This is a genomic window from Legionella sheltonii, from assembly GCF_026191355.1.
Classification (GTDB): Bacteria; Pseudomonadota; Gammaproteobacteria; order Legionellales; family Legionellaceae; genus Legionella; species Legionella sheltonii.
This window is the reverse complement of the sequence record NZ_JAPHOQ010000001.1, coordinates 292,672-310,000: the sequence shown is the minus strand read 5'-3', so window position 1 is coordinate 310,000 and position 17,329 is coordinate 292,672. Positions and strand designations below refer to the sequence as shown.

Here is a 17,329-nt window from a genome sequence, read left to right as displayed (position 1 = left end):
GACATTGGTTGGACAGTTGACCGAAATCACCGATAAATGACCACGCTTAGGTTCAACCGAGTGCCCGCTTTGGTATGCAGTAAAAGAAATAGTTCGATTTAATTCTTTTGCTCTTGCTTCTAAAACAGCCAGATCACCTAAAATCACTATTGGATAATCATATTCTGCCAGAGCCAAGCATAAATCTGGACCAATTCCTGCTGGCTCTCCGCTGCTAATGAGTAGTGGCTTCACGCCAGTTCCTTTTCGATAATATTAATGTACGCATCTGAACGGATATGTTGCTGCCAATTTTGCACTGCTTCAGCAAACTTACGTTGTTGCAGAAACTGTCGTACTTTCTGCTTTTTAAAAGCTTCTGAATCATCTTCTTGCTTACGGCCAAGTACTTGAATAATGTGCCAACCAAATTGTGATTTAACAGGAGGACTAATTTCATTTACAGCCAACTTATCCATAACTTTTTCGAATTCTGGTACTAATACTCCCGGTGCAACCCAACCTAAATCACCACCTTTGACAGCGCTGGCAGAATCCAAGGAATATTGCTTTGCCATGAGTGCAAAATCTTTACCAGCCTTTACTTGTTGGTAAATATTATTTACTTGCTTCTTTGAATCTTGAGGAAGCATGCTTGGATCTGGTTTTAAAAGAATATGGCGAACATGGGTCTTTGTAATAATATGATGTTGATTTTCACCGCCAACCGAAACCAGTTTAATTAACTGAAAGCCATTACCTGCACGTAATGGACCAACTACTTGCCCCACTTTCATGTTCACGACTTCTTTTGCAAATAATTCTGGCAACTCAGCTAAATGACGGTCACCTAAATCTCCACCTTCCAGTGCAAATTCACCACTTGAGTTTTCTATAGCCAGTCGACTAAAGTCATCACCTTTCTTTATTTTCGTCAACAAGAATTCAGCTTTGCTTTTGGCTTTCTTGACTTGTTCTGACGTGGGCTCTTCATTGAGTGGAATAACTATATTTTGTAGATGATAGGTAAGTGCTGTTCGATCGACTATACCACCTTCTGTTTTAAGATACTGTTCGACTTGTTCATTCGTAACCATCGCGTCTCTTCCTACCGCTTTTTGCTGTAAGTGCGAAAGAAGCATTTCTTTACGAATATTTTCTCTGTATTCATTCCAGCTCATACCTTGTCTCGCAATTTCTTCGCGCAGCTGAGTAAGAGTGGCATGATTCATCGCAGCAATTTTTTCAATCGCTTGGTTCAGTTCTGTATCGTCTACAGTCAGACCATGTTGTTTTGCCATTTGCAGTTGCACATTAACATCAATTAAGTGTTGAAGTACTTGTTTACGCAACACAGCGGCTGCAGGAACCTGCATTTTTTGAGCTATAATTTGTTTTTTCGTTAATTCAACTTGCTTGTTAAGTTCACTCTCGGTGATCACTCCATTATTAACGACTGCAACCACTTTATCTAAAACTTGTTTGGCCTCTGCCACACCAACGATAGCAAACAATATGCATACTAGGGCTATTTTTTTATACATGCCTTAATCCTTACTCACTTTTTTTCGAGCAATTTAGGTTATTTTTATCCAAAACACAAGCGACTTTGCTTTCCACTATTTTATTTAACGACGAAATGGATCACTGTATCCTGGGATATAAGTATTCAATACACTTCCGGGATCGCTGTTTGCTACTGATCCTAAGCCTTTTAATAAGATTTGCAAATAGATATTGTTGTTATATTGGGGTGAAAATTCTGAATTTAAACTTTTAAAGGTTCTTCCACCCAAAATTCGTAAAGCCCAACAACAACTATCATATTGCATCCCCAATAGGGACATCATACTGTAATCCTTACTAATGTTGTGACTGTATGCCCCAAGCGTACTCCATCGATCACTGATTGGCCAGGAAACGGAGACAGTCCCTTGGTGTAAGGCATTATCTACCCCTGCATTATTCCGAACCGAGGTCACATCTCCATTATATAAATAGGTATATCCTATATTAATAATTGCATTTGGCTTTGGTTGATAATGCAAGTTTAAAGCACCATTGTTTGTTGCTGAAGTAGCCGGATCCCATACATAATCACCGAGGATTTTTAAAAATGGGCCCAAATGATAAATTCCTCGAGAAGCGATTGGAGAAACACCATAAAATGGAGACAATTGTCCAATTTCAAGTGGATTAGCAACACAATCACCCGTTTGGTTACGACATAGCTGAACTTTTCTATCAGTAAAATATTTAATTTGCCCAATTGCAAGACTGGCCAATTCAATTCCAGTGCTTTCTGATAACCATCTCGAGGTGAGTGCATAAGATAATTGATTCGCATCACCAATTCGATCAAACCCTGAGAAGCGATTGGTTCTAAAAAGTTGATCAAAATTAAAAATCATATTAGCAGTGTCGTATATAGGCAGCTGGTTTTGATTATAAAATGGAACATACAAATAAAATAAACTGGGCTCTAAAGTTTGCGTGTAGGAATTCCCCAGCCAAGAAAAGCCCCGATCAAAAAATAAACCACCCTGGGTGCTGAAACGTGGGATAAAGCGATTATAGTCCGTATGGGTATCATTCCAATTATTTTGCACCTGATAATAATTTTCGACGAACTCAGCTGAAGGCGTAATATATCCCCAACTGGTTCTTTGCGGCAAAGAAAGCATGGGATTAAGATGAAATCGTGGACCTTGGGGCATTTCCATTTCTGAGGATGGTGGTCTTACAAAAAATTGCCCGGTTTCAAAAGCTTGATCTATTCCACGAATCTGACGCTTTGAGGTTGGCCAAAAAAACTGATCATATTGTCCCAATACATTTAAATTCGCCTGTGCCGGCAAATCATAGTAATACCCACGAGCAGATAATTGCGGCAAGCGTTCATATTGATCAGCTATAGGAGTCTCATTAATCGGATGTAGGGTTTGAAAGCTTTGAACCATACTTCTAAAGGTCCAATGCTCTGTTGAATACGTTAAATCGGCTTGCCGCAATAACTGTCGCTGGGTAATTAGAGCCAGGTTAGTACTGAAATCCTGGAAGTAATAGTCATCAGAAACCTGTTGAACATTCACATTGAGCCGCAAATTAGGATTCAATTGCGTGGTGTTAAGAAACCCGAAAAACCATCGGTTGTTTGATTTATCATTAAATGAAGGGAATTCAGCTGCATGACTATTCAGAAAATTCCGATAAGCCGCATCATCTGGTAGAAAACTACCCGTCACCAAACCTACACTGTGTGCCGTTAAATAGCGAAACTCAGCACTCAACATGACATTACGTTCTGTATAAACATGAGGTGTTAACGTCAAATCATAGTTTGGTGCTATATTCCAATAATAAGGAATCCCTAGATCAAAACCCCCTACATTAGAATATCCTGATAAAGGCATTAAAAAACCGGATTTACGTTCTTTAGTCGTAGGAAAACTTAAATAAGGAACATAAAGTAGTGGCCAATCATGGACACGCAACGTAACATTTCTGGCAACACCTATTTTTTTCTTATTATCAATAACAATGGATTTGGCCTCAATATCCCAAGCTTTATCTTGTGGTGCGCACGTAGTATATGTAGCCTGACGCAGTAAGTAATCTGAATTAGGAAAACGCTGCATGAGACTCGCTCGTCCCCATGCTGGCAATAAAGCAGCATGCTTATTCATGTTGAAACGATATAGTACATCTTCAGTTTGACCCGATTTATCCTGAGGATTAATTGTTGCTTTACGAGCAATCAATAATTTATCGGGTTCCAGGTAATGGACATTACCCAAGAACTCAATTTTTGTAATCTGTTTACTTTGTGGATCCCGATATACATAAGCAGTTTGTGCATTGACTATTCTCTGGTCTTGCTGGATTTCTACATGTCCACTCAAAGTTGAAGGTTTATCTTGATAAAATGAAACACGATCTGCCATGATTTTTATTTCATCAGGTTTAGCAAGTGGCGCCACCGTGATCGGCTGATACGATCCAAGACAAATAGGGGAACTTTGATCTGCCTGCCATCCTAAGCATTGAGCAAACTTTGCACGTATCGCATCGGTTAAATCGACATCACGCGCTATGACACACGCCTGTACGGGTTCATTAATCAAAGAAGCAGAATAGGCTAACGCATGATAGATTACCATGAGTAAAATGAGCAGTGTGGAACATATGCTCATCAAGAACCATTTAAATGAAATCTTGTTCACGAGTAATAAAATGCCTTATTATGCACACAAAATATGTAACTAATTACTTTGATCGTCGTACTCGCATTAAGAATCGTGCAATAGAGTTCTTACGACGTTCTTTTCCTCTCTTAAAAAACGAGAGAGGGGTCTTAGTTATTATGTTACAACCAGAAATAATGATGGGGAAGTATACCATGCATGAACGAGAAAACGCACTGAAAGAATGGTTAATTCACACTCTAAAGCAACAGGATTTTCAGTTAGCTCCTTTGGCTGGGGACGCCAGTTTTAGAAGATATTTTCGTCTTCGATATAATGGACTAACGCAGATTGTGATGGATGCTCCCCCAGAAAAAGAGGATCTAAAACCTTTTATACATATTGCGCAGAAGCTGCAACAAGCGGATGTTCACACCCCCAAAGTGCTTGCGGTGAATCCAGAAGACGGATTCTTACTATTAAGCGATTTAGGCGATGAACTTCTTTTAAATGTTCTTCAGCCTGAAACAGTGAATGATCATTATCATCAGGCCATCAAAACTTTGTTTAAAATTCAAACTTGCTCAATTGATGACCCACTGCTTGCTCCATTTGATGAAGGGCATATGCTTAAAGAAATGAGTTTATGCCCCGAATGGTTTTTTAAAGCATATCTTGCTTTAGATCTCAATCAAAGTGAATGCACTTTAGTCCAACAGACTATGGAATGGATTGCCAAAGAAGTAGCTCAGCAACCACTCACTTTTATTCATCGTGATTATCATTCTCGCAATCTAATGCTCTTACAGGATCATACCGAACTACCAAACTTGGGAGTTATTGATTTTCAAGATGCCATGCAAGGCCCATTCACTTATGATCTGGTATCATTACTCAAAGATTGTTATATTTCCTGGCCAAGGAGTAAAGTACTGGAATGGGTTGAGTTTTTTCACACTCACAGCGCATTAACTCAAGATTACTCTTTGCCTGAATTTATCCGTGCATTTGATCTTTGCGGTTTACAAAGACACTTAAAAGTGTTGGGCATTTTTTGTCGATTGCATTTGCGCGACAATAAACCAGGATATCTTAAAGATCTGCCTTTAACTTTAAACTACGTGCTTGAATGTGCAGAGACTTATGAAGAATTGCACCCATTTTTCCGATTTCTGCAAATGAGAGTTTATTTACCATGAAAACTGCGATGATATTAGCTGCGGGCCGTGGTGAGCGTTTGAAACCACTTACCGATGTTAAACCTAAAGCGCTGTGTATTGTTAAAGAAAAACCATTAATCGAACATCATGTCGTGAATTTGGCAAAAGCGGGTTTTGAACGATTAGTGATTAACCATGCCTATCTTGGAGGAAAAATTCGCCAGCATTTGGGAAATGGGGCACGATGGGGAGTCGAAATTTGTTACTCACCTGAACCTCCAGGAGGATTAGAAACGGGCGGTGGCATCGTCAATGCCTTGCCACTGTTAGGAACTAAGCCTTTTATTGCAGTCAATGCAGATATCTATACCGATTTTGATTTTTCTCAGCTGCAGTTTGAAAATACCCCTTCAATTCATGTGATTTTAGTCACTAAAAATCCATCACTTAATCATCATGGGGACTTTGGGTTAATCAATCAAACGCAGCTCAGTAATACAAATCGAGAATATACTCTTGCAGGAATCTGCTGCTATCACCCTCAAGTATTTAGCCACTGCCAACAAGGGCGCTATTCCGTAGCACCATTAATCCGACAATATGCCGCACAAAATAAAGCAACTGCTGATGTTTATAATGGCCTGTGGTATGACATAGGTACTCTAGAAAGGCTCCATGCGGTGAATCAAATTTAAGATAATAAATTACCTCATTTTAACAGTTACTGGTAGCCGCAACTTATCCAGTAACTTGTTGATCCCCTAAAGTCAGATTTGATTCTGTAGCGCTGCACACCCTGCTTTATTCGAGAAGTGAACTACTCCTGAAAACAGCCTACGCTAAGAACGCCCCATACTTGTAGGTTGAACTTCGGGTTCGATCTTTTCTTCGAACTTTTCTTCGACTTCCTGTTCCGCTTTAATAATTTTGTCTATCGCTTTTTTCTTGGTCTCTTCCAATCTATGCTCGCCTGGATAATCACGTTGTCGAGAAACAAGTTCGGTCTCAAGTCCTTTTCCTTTTAAGTAATCCTTATATTCTTGTGCCGAATCGGATAATAGTTTTTCCACTTCGTCTACGTTCAGTTTATCTTTTTTTTGTCCCTTTTCATCCATGTAATAGAAATCACCATTTTCTGTTGCAACATTATGTTTGTCAGCTAACCATGCATTAAACAAATTATCTAAAGTTTCAATAGTCCCTTCATCTAATTGAGAGGCTCCTTTTTCAGTTGAAGCATATCCGCGTACAAAATGCCCTGTCTCGCTGATAGCAAAATCGAATCGGATACCAGGATAATTTTTTTGCGCTAATGAATTAGCAGCCTGTTTTGCAATTCCCTCTTGCATGTTGATGGTAGAGCTCGTTGGTTCTTTACCGGACCAAATTTGCGAGTCCGGAGGATATTTATAGGTAACGAGCTGAGCAAACTCATCCACTGCTTTGAGTATTTGTTGCGCAGTTTCTTTTGCCTCTGGCGATTTATTTAATAATCTTGATTTCTCTGCTATTTCGTGAACTCGTTTACTTAAATATTGAGCTACTTCTGGTGAGTTTTCCGCAATTTTCATTGCTCTTAAAAGATCTTCCCTAACGGGCAATGTTATATCTCTAGCTGGGGCTATTGGTGATACTGTTTTAGCTTCCATAAATTCATCTCACTACGCAAATTTAATTATCATATTGACTTAATTATAGCAAAGCAAAGTTGCCTATAGGTGCACTAGTTTTTTGGCCTCCTGTTAAAAATTTGTAAATATCCTTTCTCTTAAATGCTTGCTTCGCTTTTAAAATCAATCCACAAATTTTAGGGGTGACGTGATCGTATGTAAACCTAGGCGAGCCTAAACACGTTGTTTTACACTCAGTAGGTCGGGCTAAAGTCCGACCTACCCTTGCTCTCTTTCTGGATAACACTCCTACAGTGTCCTCAAAACAACCCAAACATAATTAATGATGAGCATCATCATGCATAAAGGGCGACTTAATTTCATCGATGACTGAGTTAAATGATTGGTTTTTCATTGACTCAAAAGTAAACTCATCAACCAAAATAGCATCCCAGCGAGCCGCTTCAGTTGCAAGTAATGCATCCATTTCCTCTTGAGTTAATTCCTTTTTTTCAACCTTTTCTTTTAGTTTGCCTTCTAATTTACCAAATTTAACCCTTTTTAAATCACCCATTTTTTTGACAAGTTCATCCGTTTGTATGATTTGTTGTAGGGCATACTCTACTCTGTCTATGGGCTGTTTTGGATCGCCGCTCAGGTAGACGATGTTCTTCAATCGGTCTCGATACTGATTATTCTGAGTCATCAAACGCGCTAATTTTTGATCCAACTTATCAGTGGGATAACGCATTGTTTGACCAAAGGGAAATGCCAAGATCCGTGCAAAACCACCTAAAACTCTAGAAGGGAAATTGTAGCACAATGCCATCATTGCTCGTTGTGCGTGATAAAAACAATAAGAAACAGCCCATTGAGCATGCACTTGATCTTCAGGACTTTCGCCATTCAATTGCACATTCCGCAAAACAGCCATCGCCATGTAAAGATAAGACATTCCATCAGCAAGCCGAGCTGACAGACGCTCTTTACGTTTCAAATCTCCCCCTAACACAATCAAAGATAAATCTGCTAGCCATGAATACGCATGACTGAGTCGTGCTAACCGTTTATATTCACGCTTCATTTTAAGCTTGGGAGCCTTAATAAATATCCCACCAGTCCAGGCGGAACAAATTGTTTTGGCAAAATTTTGCATGAAATATTGAATATGCTTCCAAATAACTTCTCGGAAAGCCGCTTTATCCTGATTGGAAATAGCATAAAATTCATGGCGTATGTAAGGATGACATGCCATTGAGCCTTGTCCAAAAATTAACAAGTTCCGTGACATCACATTGGCTCCTTCCACAGTAATGGAAATAGGAACTCCATTATAAAAATTGGTTAAATAATTTCGCGGACCAACTACTACAGCACGTCCAGCATGTACATCCATAGATGCATTCACGACTAATCGTGCGAGTTCAGTATTAAAATATTTAGCAATTGCGGAGGCGACCGAAGGTTTCTTATGCTCGTTTACAGCCGCCACGGTCAATAATCGATTGGAATTAATTAAATAATTTAAGCCTGCAATCTCTGCAAGTTTTTCTTCAATCCCTTCAAACTGGCCAATTTCTACATTAAATTGGCAACGTATGCGCGCAAAAGCACTGGTTGCCAAATAGCACGCCGAGGAAGTACCTGCACCCAGTGCGGGTAAAGAAATAGATCGCCCAATCGATAAACATTCAACCAACATTTGCCAGCCACTACCGATACGTTTCTGACCACCAATCACAGTGGTTATGGGCACAAAAATATCTTTCCCACGTATAGTACCGTTCATAAATGGCTGATCAGAAGGTAAATGGCGATTGCCAATTTCGAGATTTTTGGTGTCGCGTGGAATTAATACACAGGTAATTCCTTCCGCTCCATCACCTTGCAATAAACCGTCGGGATCTTTTACATTCACCGCAAGGCCTATTAAGGTTGCTACAGGTGCTAAAGTAATCCAACGTTTATCTAAGGTAATGCTTAAGCCAAGCACCATTTTGCCATCAACTTTCTTTTTCATCACGATGGCGCTGGACTGAATGGAAGTAGCATCGCTGCCTGCTCCAGGTTCAGTTAAAGCAAAGCATGGGATATCAATACCTTTTGCAAGACGGGGTAAATAATGATTCTTTTGCTCTTCCGTACCATAATAATTAATTAACTCACCTGGGCCTAAGGAATTAGGTACCATTACCGTTACTGCTGCGACACCGGAACGAGTGGCTATTTTCATCACCACATCAGAATGAGCGCGCGCTGAAAAGCCTTTACCCCCGTATTCTTTGGGAATGACCAAGCCAAAAAATCCTTGTTCCTTCATGTAATCCCAAACTTTTTCGGGTAAATCACGGGTTTGACTAATTTCCCACTCATCGATCAAGCCACATAAAGTTTGTGTTTCATTATCAAGAAAGGCTTGTTCCTCTGCCGACAGTGCAGTAGATACATTCGCCAATCGATCCCAATCAGGTTTTCCTGTAAAAATATCTTGTTCTAACCAGGTATCTCCCGCATTGAGTGCTTCTTCTTCTGTTTTGGACAATTTGGGAATCGACTTGCCTGCTTTTTTATAGATGAAATCTGCAATCGCCGCACGTAAAGGTTCGAGGTATACGACAAGTAATGCCCCAATTATTACAAGCCAAAGGATAAAGCCGACTATCCACGGCAGGCCAATAGCAAACGTCGCTACGATTAAATAAAAGACGCTCCCCAACTCCCAAACTAATGGATTCATTGCTCTATAGAGAACAATTAGGGTAAAGATCAGATAAAGTAAAAAAAACAGAATGCCCATAATATCAATACCTTCCCTTGCTTTGCATAATAAAGGTGTAGTATATACTCTTTATTTTGCGAGTAGCAATTGACTATGAACCAACGTTTGGTTTGGAATTTCGAATTTACCCCAAAAGCAAGCGCGCCTCTGGCAATTTTTGTCGATAAAGAGGACGAAAATTTGAAATGGGAAATGCGTTATTTTTGGCCGGAGAGCGAGATAATCATCCTCAATACGATTGACGGTTCATTACTTGATTTAGCAAATTATAAGCAGAAACATAAAGAAGATTATTATTATTTGCTGCCTGGCTGCAATTACAATATCAAAAAACGCCATGAGCAGTTGCTTTATAAACCCTTGCTCCAACATGCAAAGCATGCCGTCGGTTATGGTGCAAAAATAATCCTTAACCCTCTTCAGGAGCAGTCCCTACCTTTGGAGTTACAAAAGATAATCCCTGATATTGAAACCAAAGGGGTAGGAATTTATGTTAAAAAAGAGGCCTTTATCTACAAACTTCCAACTTCCCCCACAATAAAAATCGAACTGGCGCGTCTTGAGGTTCTTCACAAAATTTATTTTAGTTTATGCATCGAAGGAAAGTCGCGTCATTTAGTAGAGACCATTTCCCAGCACTTGCTGAATGAACCTGTTTCCTGCGAATATGTAGCATTCCTGAAAAATTTATTGAAATTATGCTAAGAACCCTTTTAGATATTATCCTAAGCTTTGGAAAAATTGGCCTTATTTCCTTAGGAGGCGGTAATTCCATGCTAAAACTATTGGAATATGAGGCCGTTGATTACCGACACTGGGTAGGACAAGAAGAATTTATTGCCATGGTGGGTTCAAGTTTTATTTTTCCAGGATTAACCGGTGTTAAATTATCAGCGCTCATAGGGTATAAAGCTGCTGGATTTACAGGTTTATTGCTTGCCGTGCTTAGCCTCAATTTGCCGGGATTATTAATGGCTCTCGCTGGATATCATTGGCTGACCAGTCATAATGGTCCTGGAATGCGTAAGATAATGATTGGCGTCCAGTATGGTGCGTTAGCTTTGCTCGCAGCAGCCAGCTACTCCGTTGCTCAGGGAGTTGTAGGTATGTATTTTTCTATTCCTATCGCACTATGTTGTTTCATTTTTTTTCTCGCTTTAACTTTTTGGAATTTATCACCCTTTTATGGGTTTATAGGGTTTATCGTGGTTTGTTTTTTTCTAGTTCGTTGAGTAAAGTGAGATATAAGATCACAAGAATATTAGCATAGCAATTACTATGTCTATGTTATGATGGTAAAAAATAATATGCACCACATTTTGAATGCTTTAGGGGAAAAGTCACAGTTGCGAGCAGATGCCCTATTTGACTTATCGTTGAGCGTGGTGATGGGATAAAAAAATGGAGTTACTCTTGGAAATAGGGTTGGATAATCCAGAATATTATATTAATCGAGAATTTTCGATTATTGCATTTAATCAGAGAGTTCTCATGCTGGCCAATGATGAACGCGTTCCTTTGCTGGAAAGAATGCGCTTTCTTAGCATTTGCAGTAGCAATCTTGACGAATTTTTTGAAATACGGGTTGCAGGTCTTAAAGAAAAAATTGCCATGTCCTCAGGAAAATTAACGATTGATGGGCTTCGTCCTGAAGAAGCATTCAGCCTGATCAGCCAAAAAACACATAAACTTATCGACCAACTCTATTCAATATTTAATAAACAACTCCTTCCGGCTTTAAGCAAAGAAAAAATTTTTTTCCTCGATACCGAACAATGGACTGATGACATTCATTTATGGGCAAAACACTACTTTAAGCACGAAATTCAACCTGTAATAAGTCCCATAGCACTGGATTTGGCCCATCCTTTACCACAGCTGATTAACAAAAGTTTAAACTTTATTATTTCATTAAGTGGCAAAGATGCTTTTGACCGAAACATTAATTATGCAGTAGTCCATGCACCAAGATCGATTCCCAGGATCATTCATTTACCATCAGAGTTATGCGGAGATGCGCATTATTTTGTTCATCTCTCCTCGATTATTACGACGCATGTCAACAGTTTATTCCCGGGTATGGAAATTAGTGGTTGCTATTCTTTTCGCCTAACCCGAAACAGTGATTTGTTCTTGCGAGAGGAAGAAATTGATGATTTAGCCAAAGCACTACAACGAGAGATTTTCTCTCGTCATTATGGCCATGTGGTTCGCCTTGAAATCGAAAAAAATTGTCCAGACAAAATTGTTGATTTTTTATTGCAAAAATATCATCTCCGGCATGAAGATACTTATTATTGTGATGGCCCCGTTAATATACAACGCCATCTAACTGCCATTAACAGTATTGATAGGCCTGATTTAAATTACCCACCCTTCACAGCACAATATCCTCAATTTCCTAAGTCAGAACGAAATTTATTCAATGTGCTTGATGAAGAGGATATTCTGTTGCACCACCCCTATCAAAGCTTTGAAGTAGTTATTGATTTTGTAAGACAGGCAGCCAGTGATCCCAATGTCTTGGCAATTAGTCAAACGTTGTATCGTACTCGCTCCGAATCAGTGATGGTGGATGCTTTAGTTGATGCCGCCCACTCAGGTAAGGAAGTAACTGCCGTGATTGAATTGCGGGCACGTTTTGATGAAGAATCCAATCTGAAATTAGCAAATCGTTTACATGCGGCAGGAATTCTGGTGCTTTATGGGGTTGTAGGGTATAAAACCCATGCCAAAATGACTCTTGTTGTTCGTAGGGCGCACGGAAAACTAAAGCGTTACGTCCATTTAAGTACGGGAAATTACCATGAGTACACGGCAAAACGTTATACCGACTTGGGTTTATTAACGTGTGAGCCAACAATTACTTCAGATATTCAAATTATTTTTCAACAATTAACCGGACTTGGTAAAGCGGTCAAACTTAAGGCGATAAGCCATTCCCCCTTTACCTTACAAAAAACGCTGCTGCAATACATTGAGCAATGCACTGCAGCCGCTTTAAAAAAAGGAGACACGGAAATTCTCCTCAAAGTAAATGGCTTAGCCGATAAAACCATCATTCAAGCTTTATACAAGGCATCTCAAGCAGGGGTTAAAGTCAATTTGCTTGTGCGCGGGGTATGTTGTCTGAAACCTGGAATACCAGGCATTTCAGAAAACATACGGGTACTTTCTTATATCGGACGATTCCTGGAACATCATCGAGTATTTTACTTTCGTGTCCAGGAAGAAGAATATTATTTTTGCTCTAGTGCTGATTTGATGGAAAGAAATTTATACCATCGGATTGAAATTATGTTTCCTATTCTTGATGAACGCTGTAAAAAGCGCATCAAACAGGAAATTATTAAGAACTATCTTAAAGACAACAGTAATACTTGGGAAATGCAAAGTGATGGAAGTTATAAACCCATACACCAAGGCAATAATAATGCGCAGGAAAAACTAATTAAGCTCTATCAAGAAGAGGAAAGTTTAATTTAGCCGGAATGGACCATCACATAAGCCTTCTGTCGAAAAGTGTTCAAGCCATTCTTACCTTATGTGCCATAATTATAGGTACTAGTAACCGCAGGAATCGAGTCAGAATATGGAAATTCATACTCAGCAGAAACCAATTTCTATCTATGTGATACATCAAGATTCAAATCAAATTCAGTTAATTACCAAAGAATTGAAAAAAGCAGGATATATCACTTTCTCTACCGATAATATGGCTGATGCGGTCATTCAAGTGCATCAACTGAAACCGGATTATGTATTAATCGATCACTCTATCTCAGCGGCACAGATTAAAGAACTGTCTCAATCAACTTCCTATAAAACCATCATTCTATCTTTAGAGACGAGCAAAAAAAACATTAACCCTTATCAATTGGGTGCGCATGGTTGTATTTATCAAACAAACCACAGTGAATTATTTACTGCTCAGCTTAACCGTATTATTGAGGACAAGATAGATATTGAATTTTGGGGTGTAACGGGTGCATTTCCAGCACCAGGAAAAGATTTTGTTAAATATGGTGGCCACACTTCCTGTATCACCTTAAATTTTGTCAATGAACGAAATTTTATACTGGACGCAGGTTCAGGAATAATCCCTTTAGGTAATGAGTTAATCACTAAAAAGCAAAATCAAATTGAAGCAGATATTTTAATTACCCACGAACACTGGGATCATATCCATGGATTGACGTTTTTTAAGCCATTGTATCATCCTGGAAATCAGTTTCGTTTTTATGGTCCACCGCAAGGAGTAAAAAGCGTTCATAAGTTACTCTCAGGACTGATGGATGGAACCTATTTTCCCGTTAAGATAGATAACTTACCCTCGACAATTTCCTATAATGATTTAGTGGCAGAACAAAAATTTGAAATAGGTAATATCACCATTTCAACCATCGCACTTCAGCATCCATGTGTCACATATGGGTATAAAATTCAATATAATAATAAAATCATAAGCTATATCACTGATAATGAGTTATATGATAAATCATATCCCTTATATGACGCTGATTTTGTACAAAAACTTATTGAGTTTACAACGAATTCAGATATTTTAATTGTAGATTGCGCGTTCACAGATGAAGAATACGATACCGGACGTGTATCGTGGGGGCATTCATGCCCTAGGCAAATCAGTGAGTTTGCCCATTTAACAAAATCAAAGCAACTTATCCTGCATCATAATGACCATTATGAAACAGATGATATTGTTGATGCCAAATTGATTGCGACACAAAGCTTATTAAAAAATCTCGGTTCAGAAATGGAGTGTATCGCACCGGTGTACAGACAAATAGTGCGTGTTTAGCTGGAGGCAGAAATAGATCCCTCTCTCCTTATCCTGATTGCTCTTATGTTTAATAAGCCCCTTCACCTTGATTAACGGGAAGAATTAGCAGCCCAGGGCGGATGAGGATATTACTTTTAGCGAAGGAACCCTCACGCCTGCCGCTCTGCCACTTGCGGGATAAGGGCTTCTTAACCAACAAAAAACTTTATTGCAGTCACTGTCATCGAAAACACGTTAACTGCGGGTGAGCCCCCAATTGCAAATGGACCTCAGTTCCCAAAGGAATAGGATAATTAATGGGCCCATGACCGATTCCTGCGATTCTTAATACTGGAATCGCACAGCTTTCAGCAAAACGCTGTAAGACCGGATCAATCAAAGAAGTCCCATTGGGTTCAAGACCATGGAGAAAATCACCTAATAGGATGGCAGCAGCATGGGTAAAAATATTGGCTTGCTTTAAATGTTCCAGCATACGATCCACACGATATCCTCGCTCGCCAATTTCTTCGAGTAGTATAATTTTTTCACGTCCGTCGATTTGCCAGCAGGTTCCAATCCCTGATTGTATCATTGCCAAATTACCACCGGTGACCTGAGATTTGATAAACCTCTCCTTTTGGGCCTGTGTGTTCATTGGGGTTAAATCATTGAACGCAATGGGTGCATCACGAAATAAAATCGAACGTACCGACGCAATCGATTCCTTGGAAAATTTATCAGGTGCTGCAGCACCATGTATTGTTGGCCAATTCCATTGTTGCTGCAAATAGAGATGAAGGCAAGTGATGTCACTAATGCCAATAAATATTTTGGCTGTTTCTGGAGGATGCACCTCTGCTAACTTTGGTATTAAACGTGTGGCACCATAACCACCCCGCACACAAATAACCGCTTTTGTTTTAGGATTTTCAAGGGCATTTTTTAGATGCTTAAACCGCATTTCATCTGTATTGGCACAGAGTAAATCTCGAGCGAAAATATCTTGCTGAACAATACAGTTTAATCCCCAGGACTCCAATAATTCTTTCAACTCGGATAATTGACGATCAGTACTCCGAGATGAAGGGGCAATGATTTCTATCCAATCCCCCGGGGTTAACACAGGTAAATTTTTCATTCTTTATCTCTTAAAAATGTCCTTTATTCATCTTAACCCTATATGCTGATACTGAAGCATCTCTTAGATGAGTAGCGTTTTACTCAGCTTTCCCGGCTCCTCACAAACTAATCGCGGCAATAAATATCCCGGTAAGCGATTTTGTAATTGCTTATAAATGGATTGTACTGCATCAAAAGTTAAATCAAAATGAGCCGCTCCTTTTACCTTATCCAATTTATGTAAATAATAAGGTAAGACACCATAAGCAAATAATTTTTGGCTTAAATCAGCTAGAATACGGGCATCGTCATTGATTCCTGCGAGTAATACCGATTGGTTTAGCAAATAACATCCAATATGCTGTAATTCCTGAAGCACCTGTAGTACAGAATCATCTAACTCTTGTGCGTGGTTACAATGCAAGACAATCACTTTGTTAAATCGTGTATTTTTTAATAATGAAAGCAGTCCCTCGTCCATTCGCTCAGGAAAAACAATGGGAATTCGGGTATGGATTCGTAACGTATGCAGATGAGGAATTTCCTCTAATTGTTTTATGAGCTCCGTTAAAACCAAATCAGACGCCAATAAAGGATCGCCGCCACTCAAAATCACCTCAGTGATACTGGGATCTTGAGAAATATAGTCACAAATCGCTTTAAACCCATTCCGGCCAGGGTTATTGTCTTGATAAGGAAAATGTCTACGAAAACAATAACGACAATTCACAGCGCACACACCAGTTACCGTTAATAAAATCCGACCATAATACTTATGTATTAATCCGCGAATTGGGTTACTGTTCTGTTCTTCTAAAGGATCCAGACTGTATTCTTCACTTGCAGTTAATTCATTTTCCGTAGCTAAGACCTGCAGTAATAAAGGATCATGAGGATTTCCTTTTTGCATGCGCGCAGCAAATCCTAGAGGCACACGACTGGGAAATTGCTTTTCAGCATGTACATTTCCAATAGATAAGGGCAACTCTAAAAATGCTAATAGTTCATTAACTGAAGCAAAACCTTGCGCCAATTTTTTTTGCCAACTTAAAGAGGTATCTCGCATTAATTACACAGACTTGATAAACTGTGCGAACTTTAACTAAAACCTAACAAAATCTCAACTCTGGAGTACTAATGGCAATTTATAGCACCAATGAATTTAAAAACGGCTTAAAAGTAATGGTTGATGACGCCCCATGTACCATTCTCGATTGTGAGTTTGTAAAACCCGGAAAAGGACAGGCCTTTACCCGCATTAAAATTCGTAACTTGAAAACGGGGCGCGTTGTAGAGCGTACTTTTAAATCGGGAGACACATTACCTTCAGCTGATGTTGCCGATGTAGAAATGCAATATTTATATAATGATGGGGAACAATGGCATTTTATGGTTCCTGATAATTTTGAACAATATGCTTTAAGTAAAGAGGTACTTGCTGATGCAGAACAATGGTTAAAAGAACAAGATATTTGCATCGTAACGCTGTGGAATAATGAGCCAATACAGGTTACGCCTCCAAATTTTGTGATTTTGGAAATTACTGAAACCGATCCAGGATTAAAAGGCGATACCTCTGGAGGTGGTGGCAAACCAGCCATTCTAGAAACAGGAGCCGTAGTCCGCGTCCCCTTGTTCGTGCAAACTGGCGAGTTAATTAAAGTAGATACCCGTAAAGGTGAATACGTATCTCGTGCCAAAGAATAATTAAAAAA

At 39.3% G+C, this 17,329-nt stretch carries 14 protein-coding genes (1 of these 14 cut by a window edge); 7 read left to right on the top strand and 7 right to left on the bottom strand.

All coding sequences use genetic code 11. From position 1 onward, the window contains the following. From pdxA to OQJ26_RS01350, 3 genes are all read right to left on the bottom strand, one after another. On the bottom strand, positions 1-234 hold the beginning of the coding sequence (gene pdxA, locus OQJ26_RS01360) for a 4-hydroxythreonine-4-phosphate dehydrogenase PdxA (RefSeq protein ID WP_265702114.1). Its footprint begins 744 nt before the window's first position; the window shows 234 of its 978 coding nt (coding positions 1-234); it begins with the start codon at positions 232-234; its stop codon lies beyond the left edge, outside the window. Next, complete coding sequence (locus OQJ26_RS01355; protein WP_265702113.1) at positions 231-1,523, bottom strand: peptidylprolyl isomerase; 1,293 nt, start codon at positions 1,521-1,523, stop codon at positions 231-233. Before OQJ26_RS01355 ends, pdxA begins: the two co-directional genes overlap by 4 nt. Positions 1,524-1,607: 84 nt before the next feature. Further along, on the bottom strand, positions 1,608-4,172 hold the full coding sequence (locus tag OQJ26_RS01350) for an LPS-assembly protein LptD (RefSeq protein WP_265702112.1): 2,565 nt from the start codon (positions 4,170-4,172) through the stop codon (positions 1,608-1,610). Positions 4,173-4,378: 206 nt separating this feature from the next. Here OQJ26_RS01350 and OQJ26_RS01345 point away from each other — a divergent pair, with 206 nt between their 5' ends. Next, on the top strand, positions 4,379-5,362 hold the full coding sequence (locus OQJ26_RS01345; protein WP_265702217.1) for an aminoglycoside phosphotransferase family protein: 984 nt from the start codon (positions 4,379-4,381) through the stop codon (positions 5,360-5,362). Further along, the gene (gene murU / locus OQJ26_RS01340; protein ID WP_265702111.1) at positions 5,359-6,018 is read left to right on the top strand and encodes an N-acetylmuramate alpha-1-phosphate uridylyltransferase MurU; all 660 of its coding nucleotides are present in this window, start codon (positions 5,359-5,361) and stop codon (positions 6,016-6,018) included. Before OQJ26_RS01345 ends, murU begins: the two co-directional genes overlap by 4 nt. Positions 6,019-6,162: 144 nt before the next feature. Here the strand turns inward: murU and OQJ26_RS01335 are convergent, their stop codons facing one another. Both OQJ26_RS01335 and OQJ26_RS01330 read right to left on the bottom strand, forming a co-directional pair. Continuing rightward, the gene (locus OQJ26_RS01335) at positions 6,163-6,972 is read right to left on the bottom strand and encodes a hypothetical protein (RefSeq protein WP_265702110.1); all 810 of its coding nucleotides are present in this window, start codon (positions 6,970-6,972) and stop codon (positions 6,163-6,165) included. 301 nt (positions 6,973-7,273) lie between these two features. Next, complete coding sequence (locus OQJ26_RS01330; protein ID WP_265702109.1) at positions 7,274-9,730, bottom strand: acyl-CoA dehydrogenase; 2,457 nt, start codon at positions 9,728-9,730, stop codon at positions 7,274-7,276. Between the two features lie 75 nt (positions 9,731-9,805). Between OQJ26_RS01330 and OQJ26_RS01325 the strand changes: the two genes are divergently transcribed. The 4 genes from OQJ26_RS01325 to OQJ26_RS01310 all read left to right on the top strand — a co-directional run bounded on the left by OQJ26_RS01325 (position 9,806) and on the right by OQJ26_RS01310 (position 14,531). Continuing rightward, a complete protein-coding gene (locus tag OQJ26_RS01325; protein WP_265702108.1) occupies positions 9,806-10,417 on the top strand; it encodes a hypothetical protein in 612 nt (203 codons plus the stop codon). Beyond that, positions 10,411-10,944, top strand: a complete 534-nt coding sequence (locus OQJ26_RS01320) for a chromate transporter (RefSeq protein WP_265702107.1) — start codon at positions 10,411-10,413, stop codon at positions 10,942-10,944. Before OQJ26_RS01325 ends, OQJ26_RS01320 begins: the two co-directional genes overlap by 7 nt. A 169-nt stretch (positions 10,945-11,113) precedes the next feature. Then, positions 11,114-13,198: a polyphosphate kinase 1 gene (gene ppk1, locus OQJ26_RS01315; protein ID WP_265702106.1), complete on the top strand. Its 2,085-nt coding sequence runs from the start codon at positions 11,114-11,116 to the stop codon at positions 13,196-13,198. 106 nt (positions 13,199-13,304) lie between these two features. Then, on the top strand, positions 13,305-14,531 hold the full coding sequence (locus tag OQJ26_RS01310) for an MBL fold metallo-hydrolase (protein WP_265702105.1): 1,227 nt from the start codon (positions 13,305-13,307) through the stop codon (positions 14,529-14,531). 202 nt (positions 14,532-14,733) lie between these two features. On the opposite strand, the gene OQJ26_RS01305 is transcribed toward OQJ26_RS01310, so the two are convergent. Both OQJ26_RS01305 and epmB read right to left on the bottom strand, forming a co-directional pair. Then, complete coding sequence (locus OQJ26_RS01305; RefSeq protein ID WP_265702104.1) at positions 14,734-15,633, bottom strand: S66 peptidase family protein; 900 nt, start codon at positions 15,631-15,633, stop codon at positions 14,734-14,736. Positions 15,634-15,696: 63 nt separating this feature from the next. Continuing rightward, positions 15,697-16,680: an EF-P beta-lysylation protein EpmB gene (epmB, locus tag OQJ26_RS01300; protein WP_265702103.1), complete on the bottom strand. Its 984-nt coding sequence runs from the start codon at positions 16,678-16,680 to the stop codon at positions 15,697-15,699. Positions 16,681-16,751: 71 nt separating this feature from the next. Here epmB and efp point away from each other — a divergent pair, with 71 nt between their 5' ends. Next, positions 16,752-17,321 carry an elongation factor P gene (gene efp, locus OQJ26_RS01295; protein WP_265702102.1) on the top strand — a complete coding sequence of 190 codons (570 nt, stop codon included), beginning with the start codon at positions 16,752-16,754 and terminating at the stop codon, positions 17,319-17,321. The last annotated feature ends 8 nt before the right edge of the window (positions 17,322-17,329 follow it).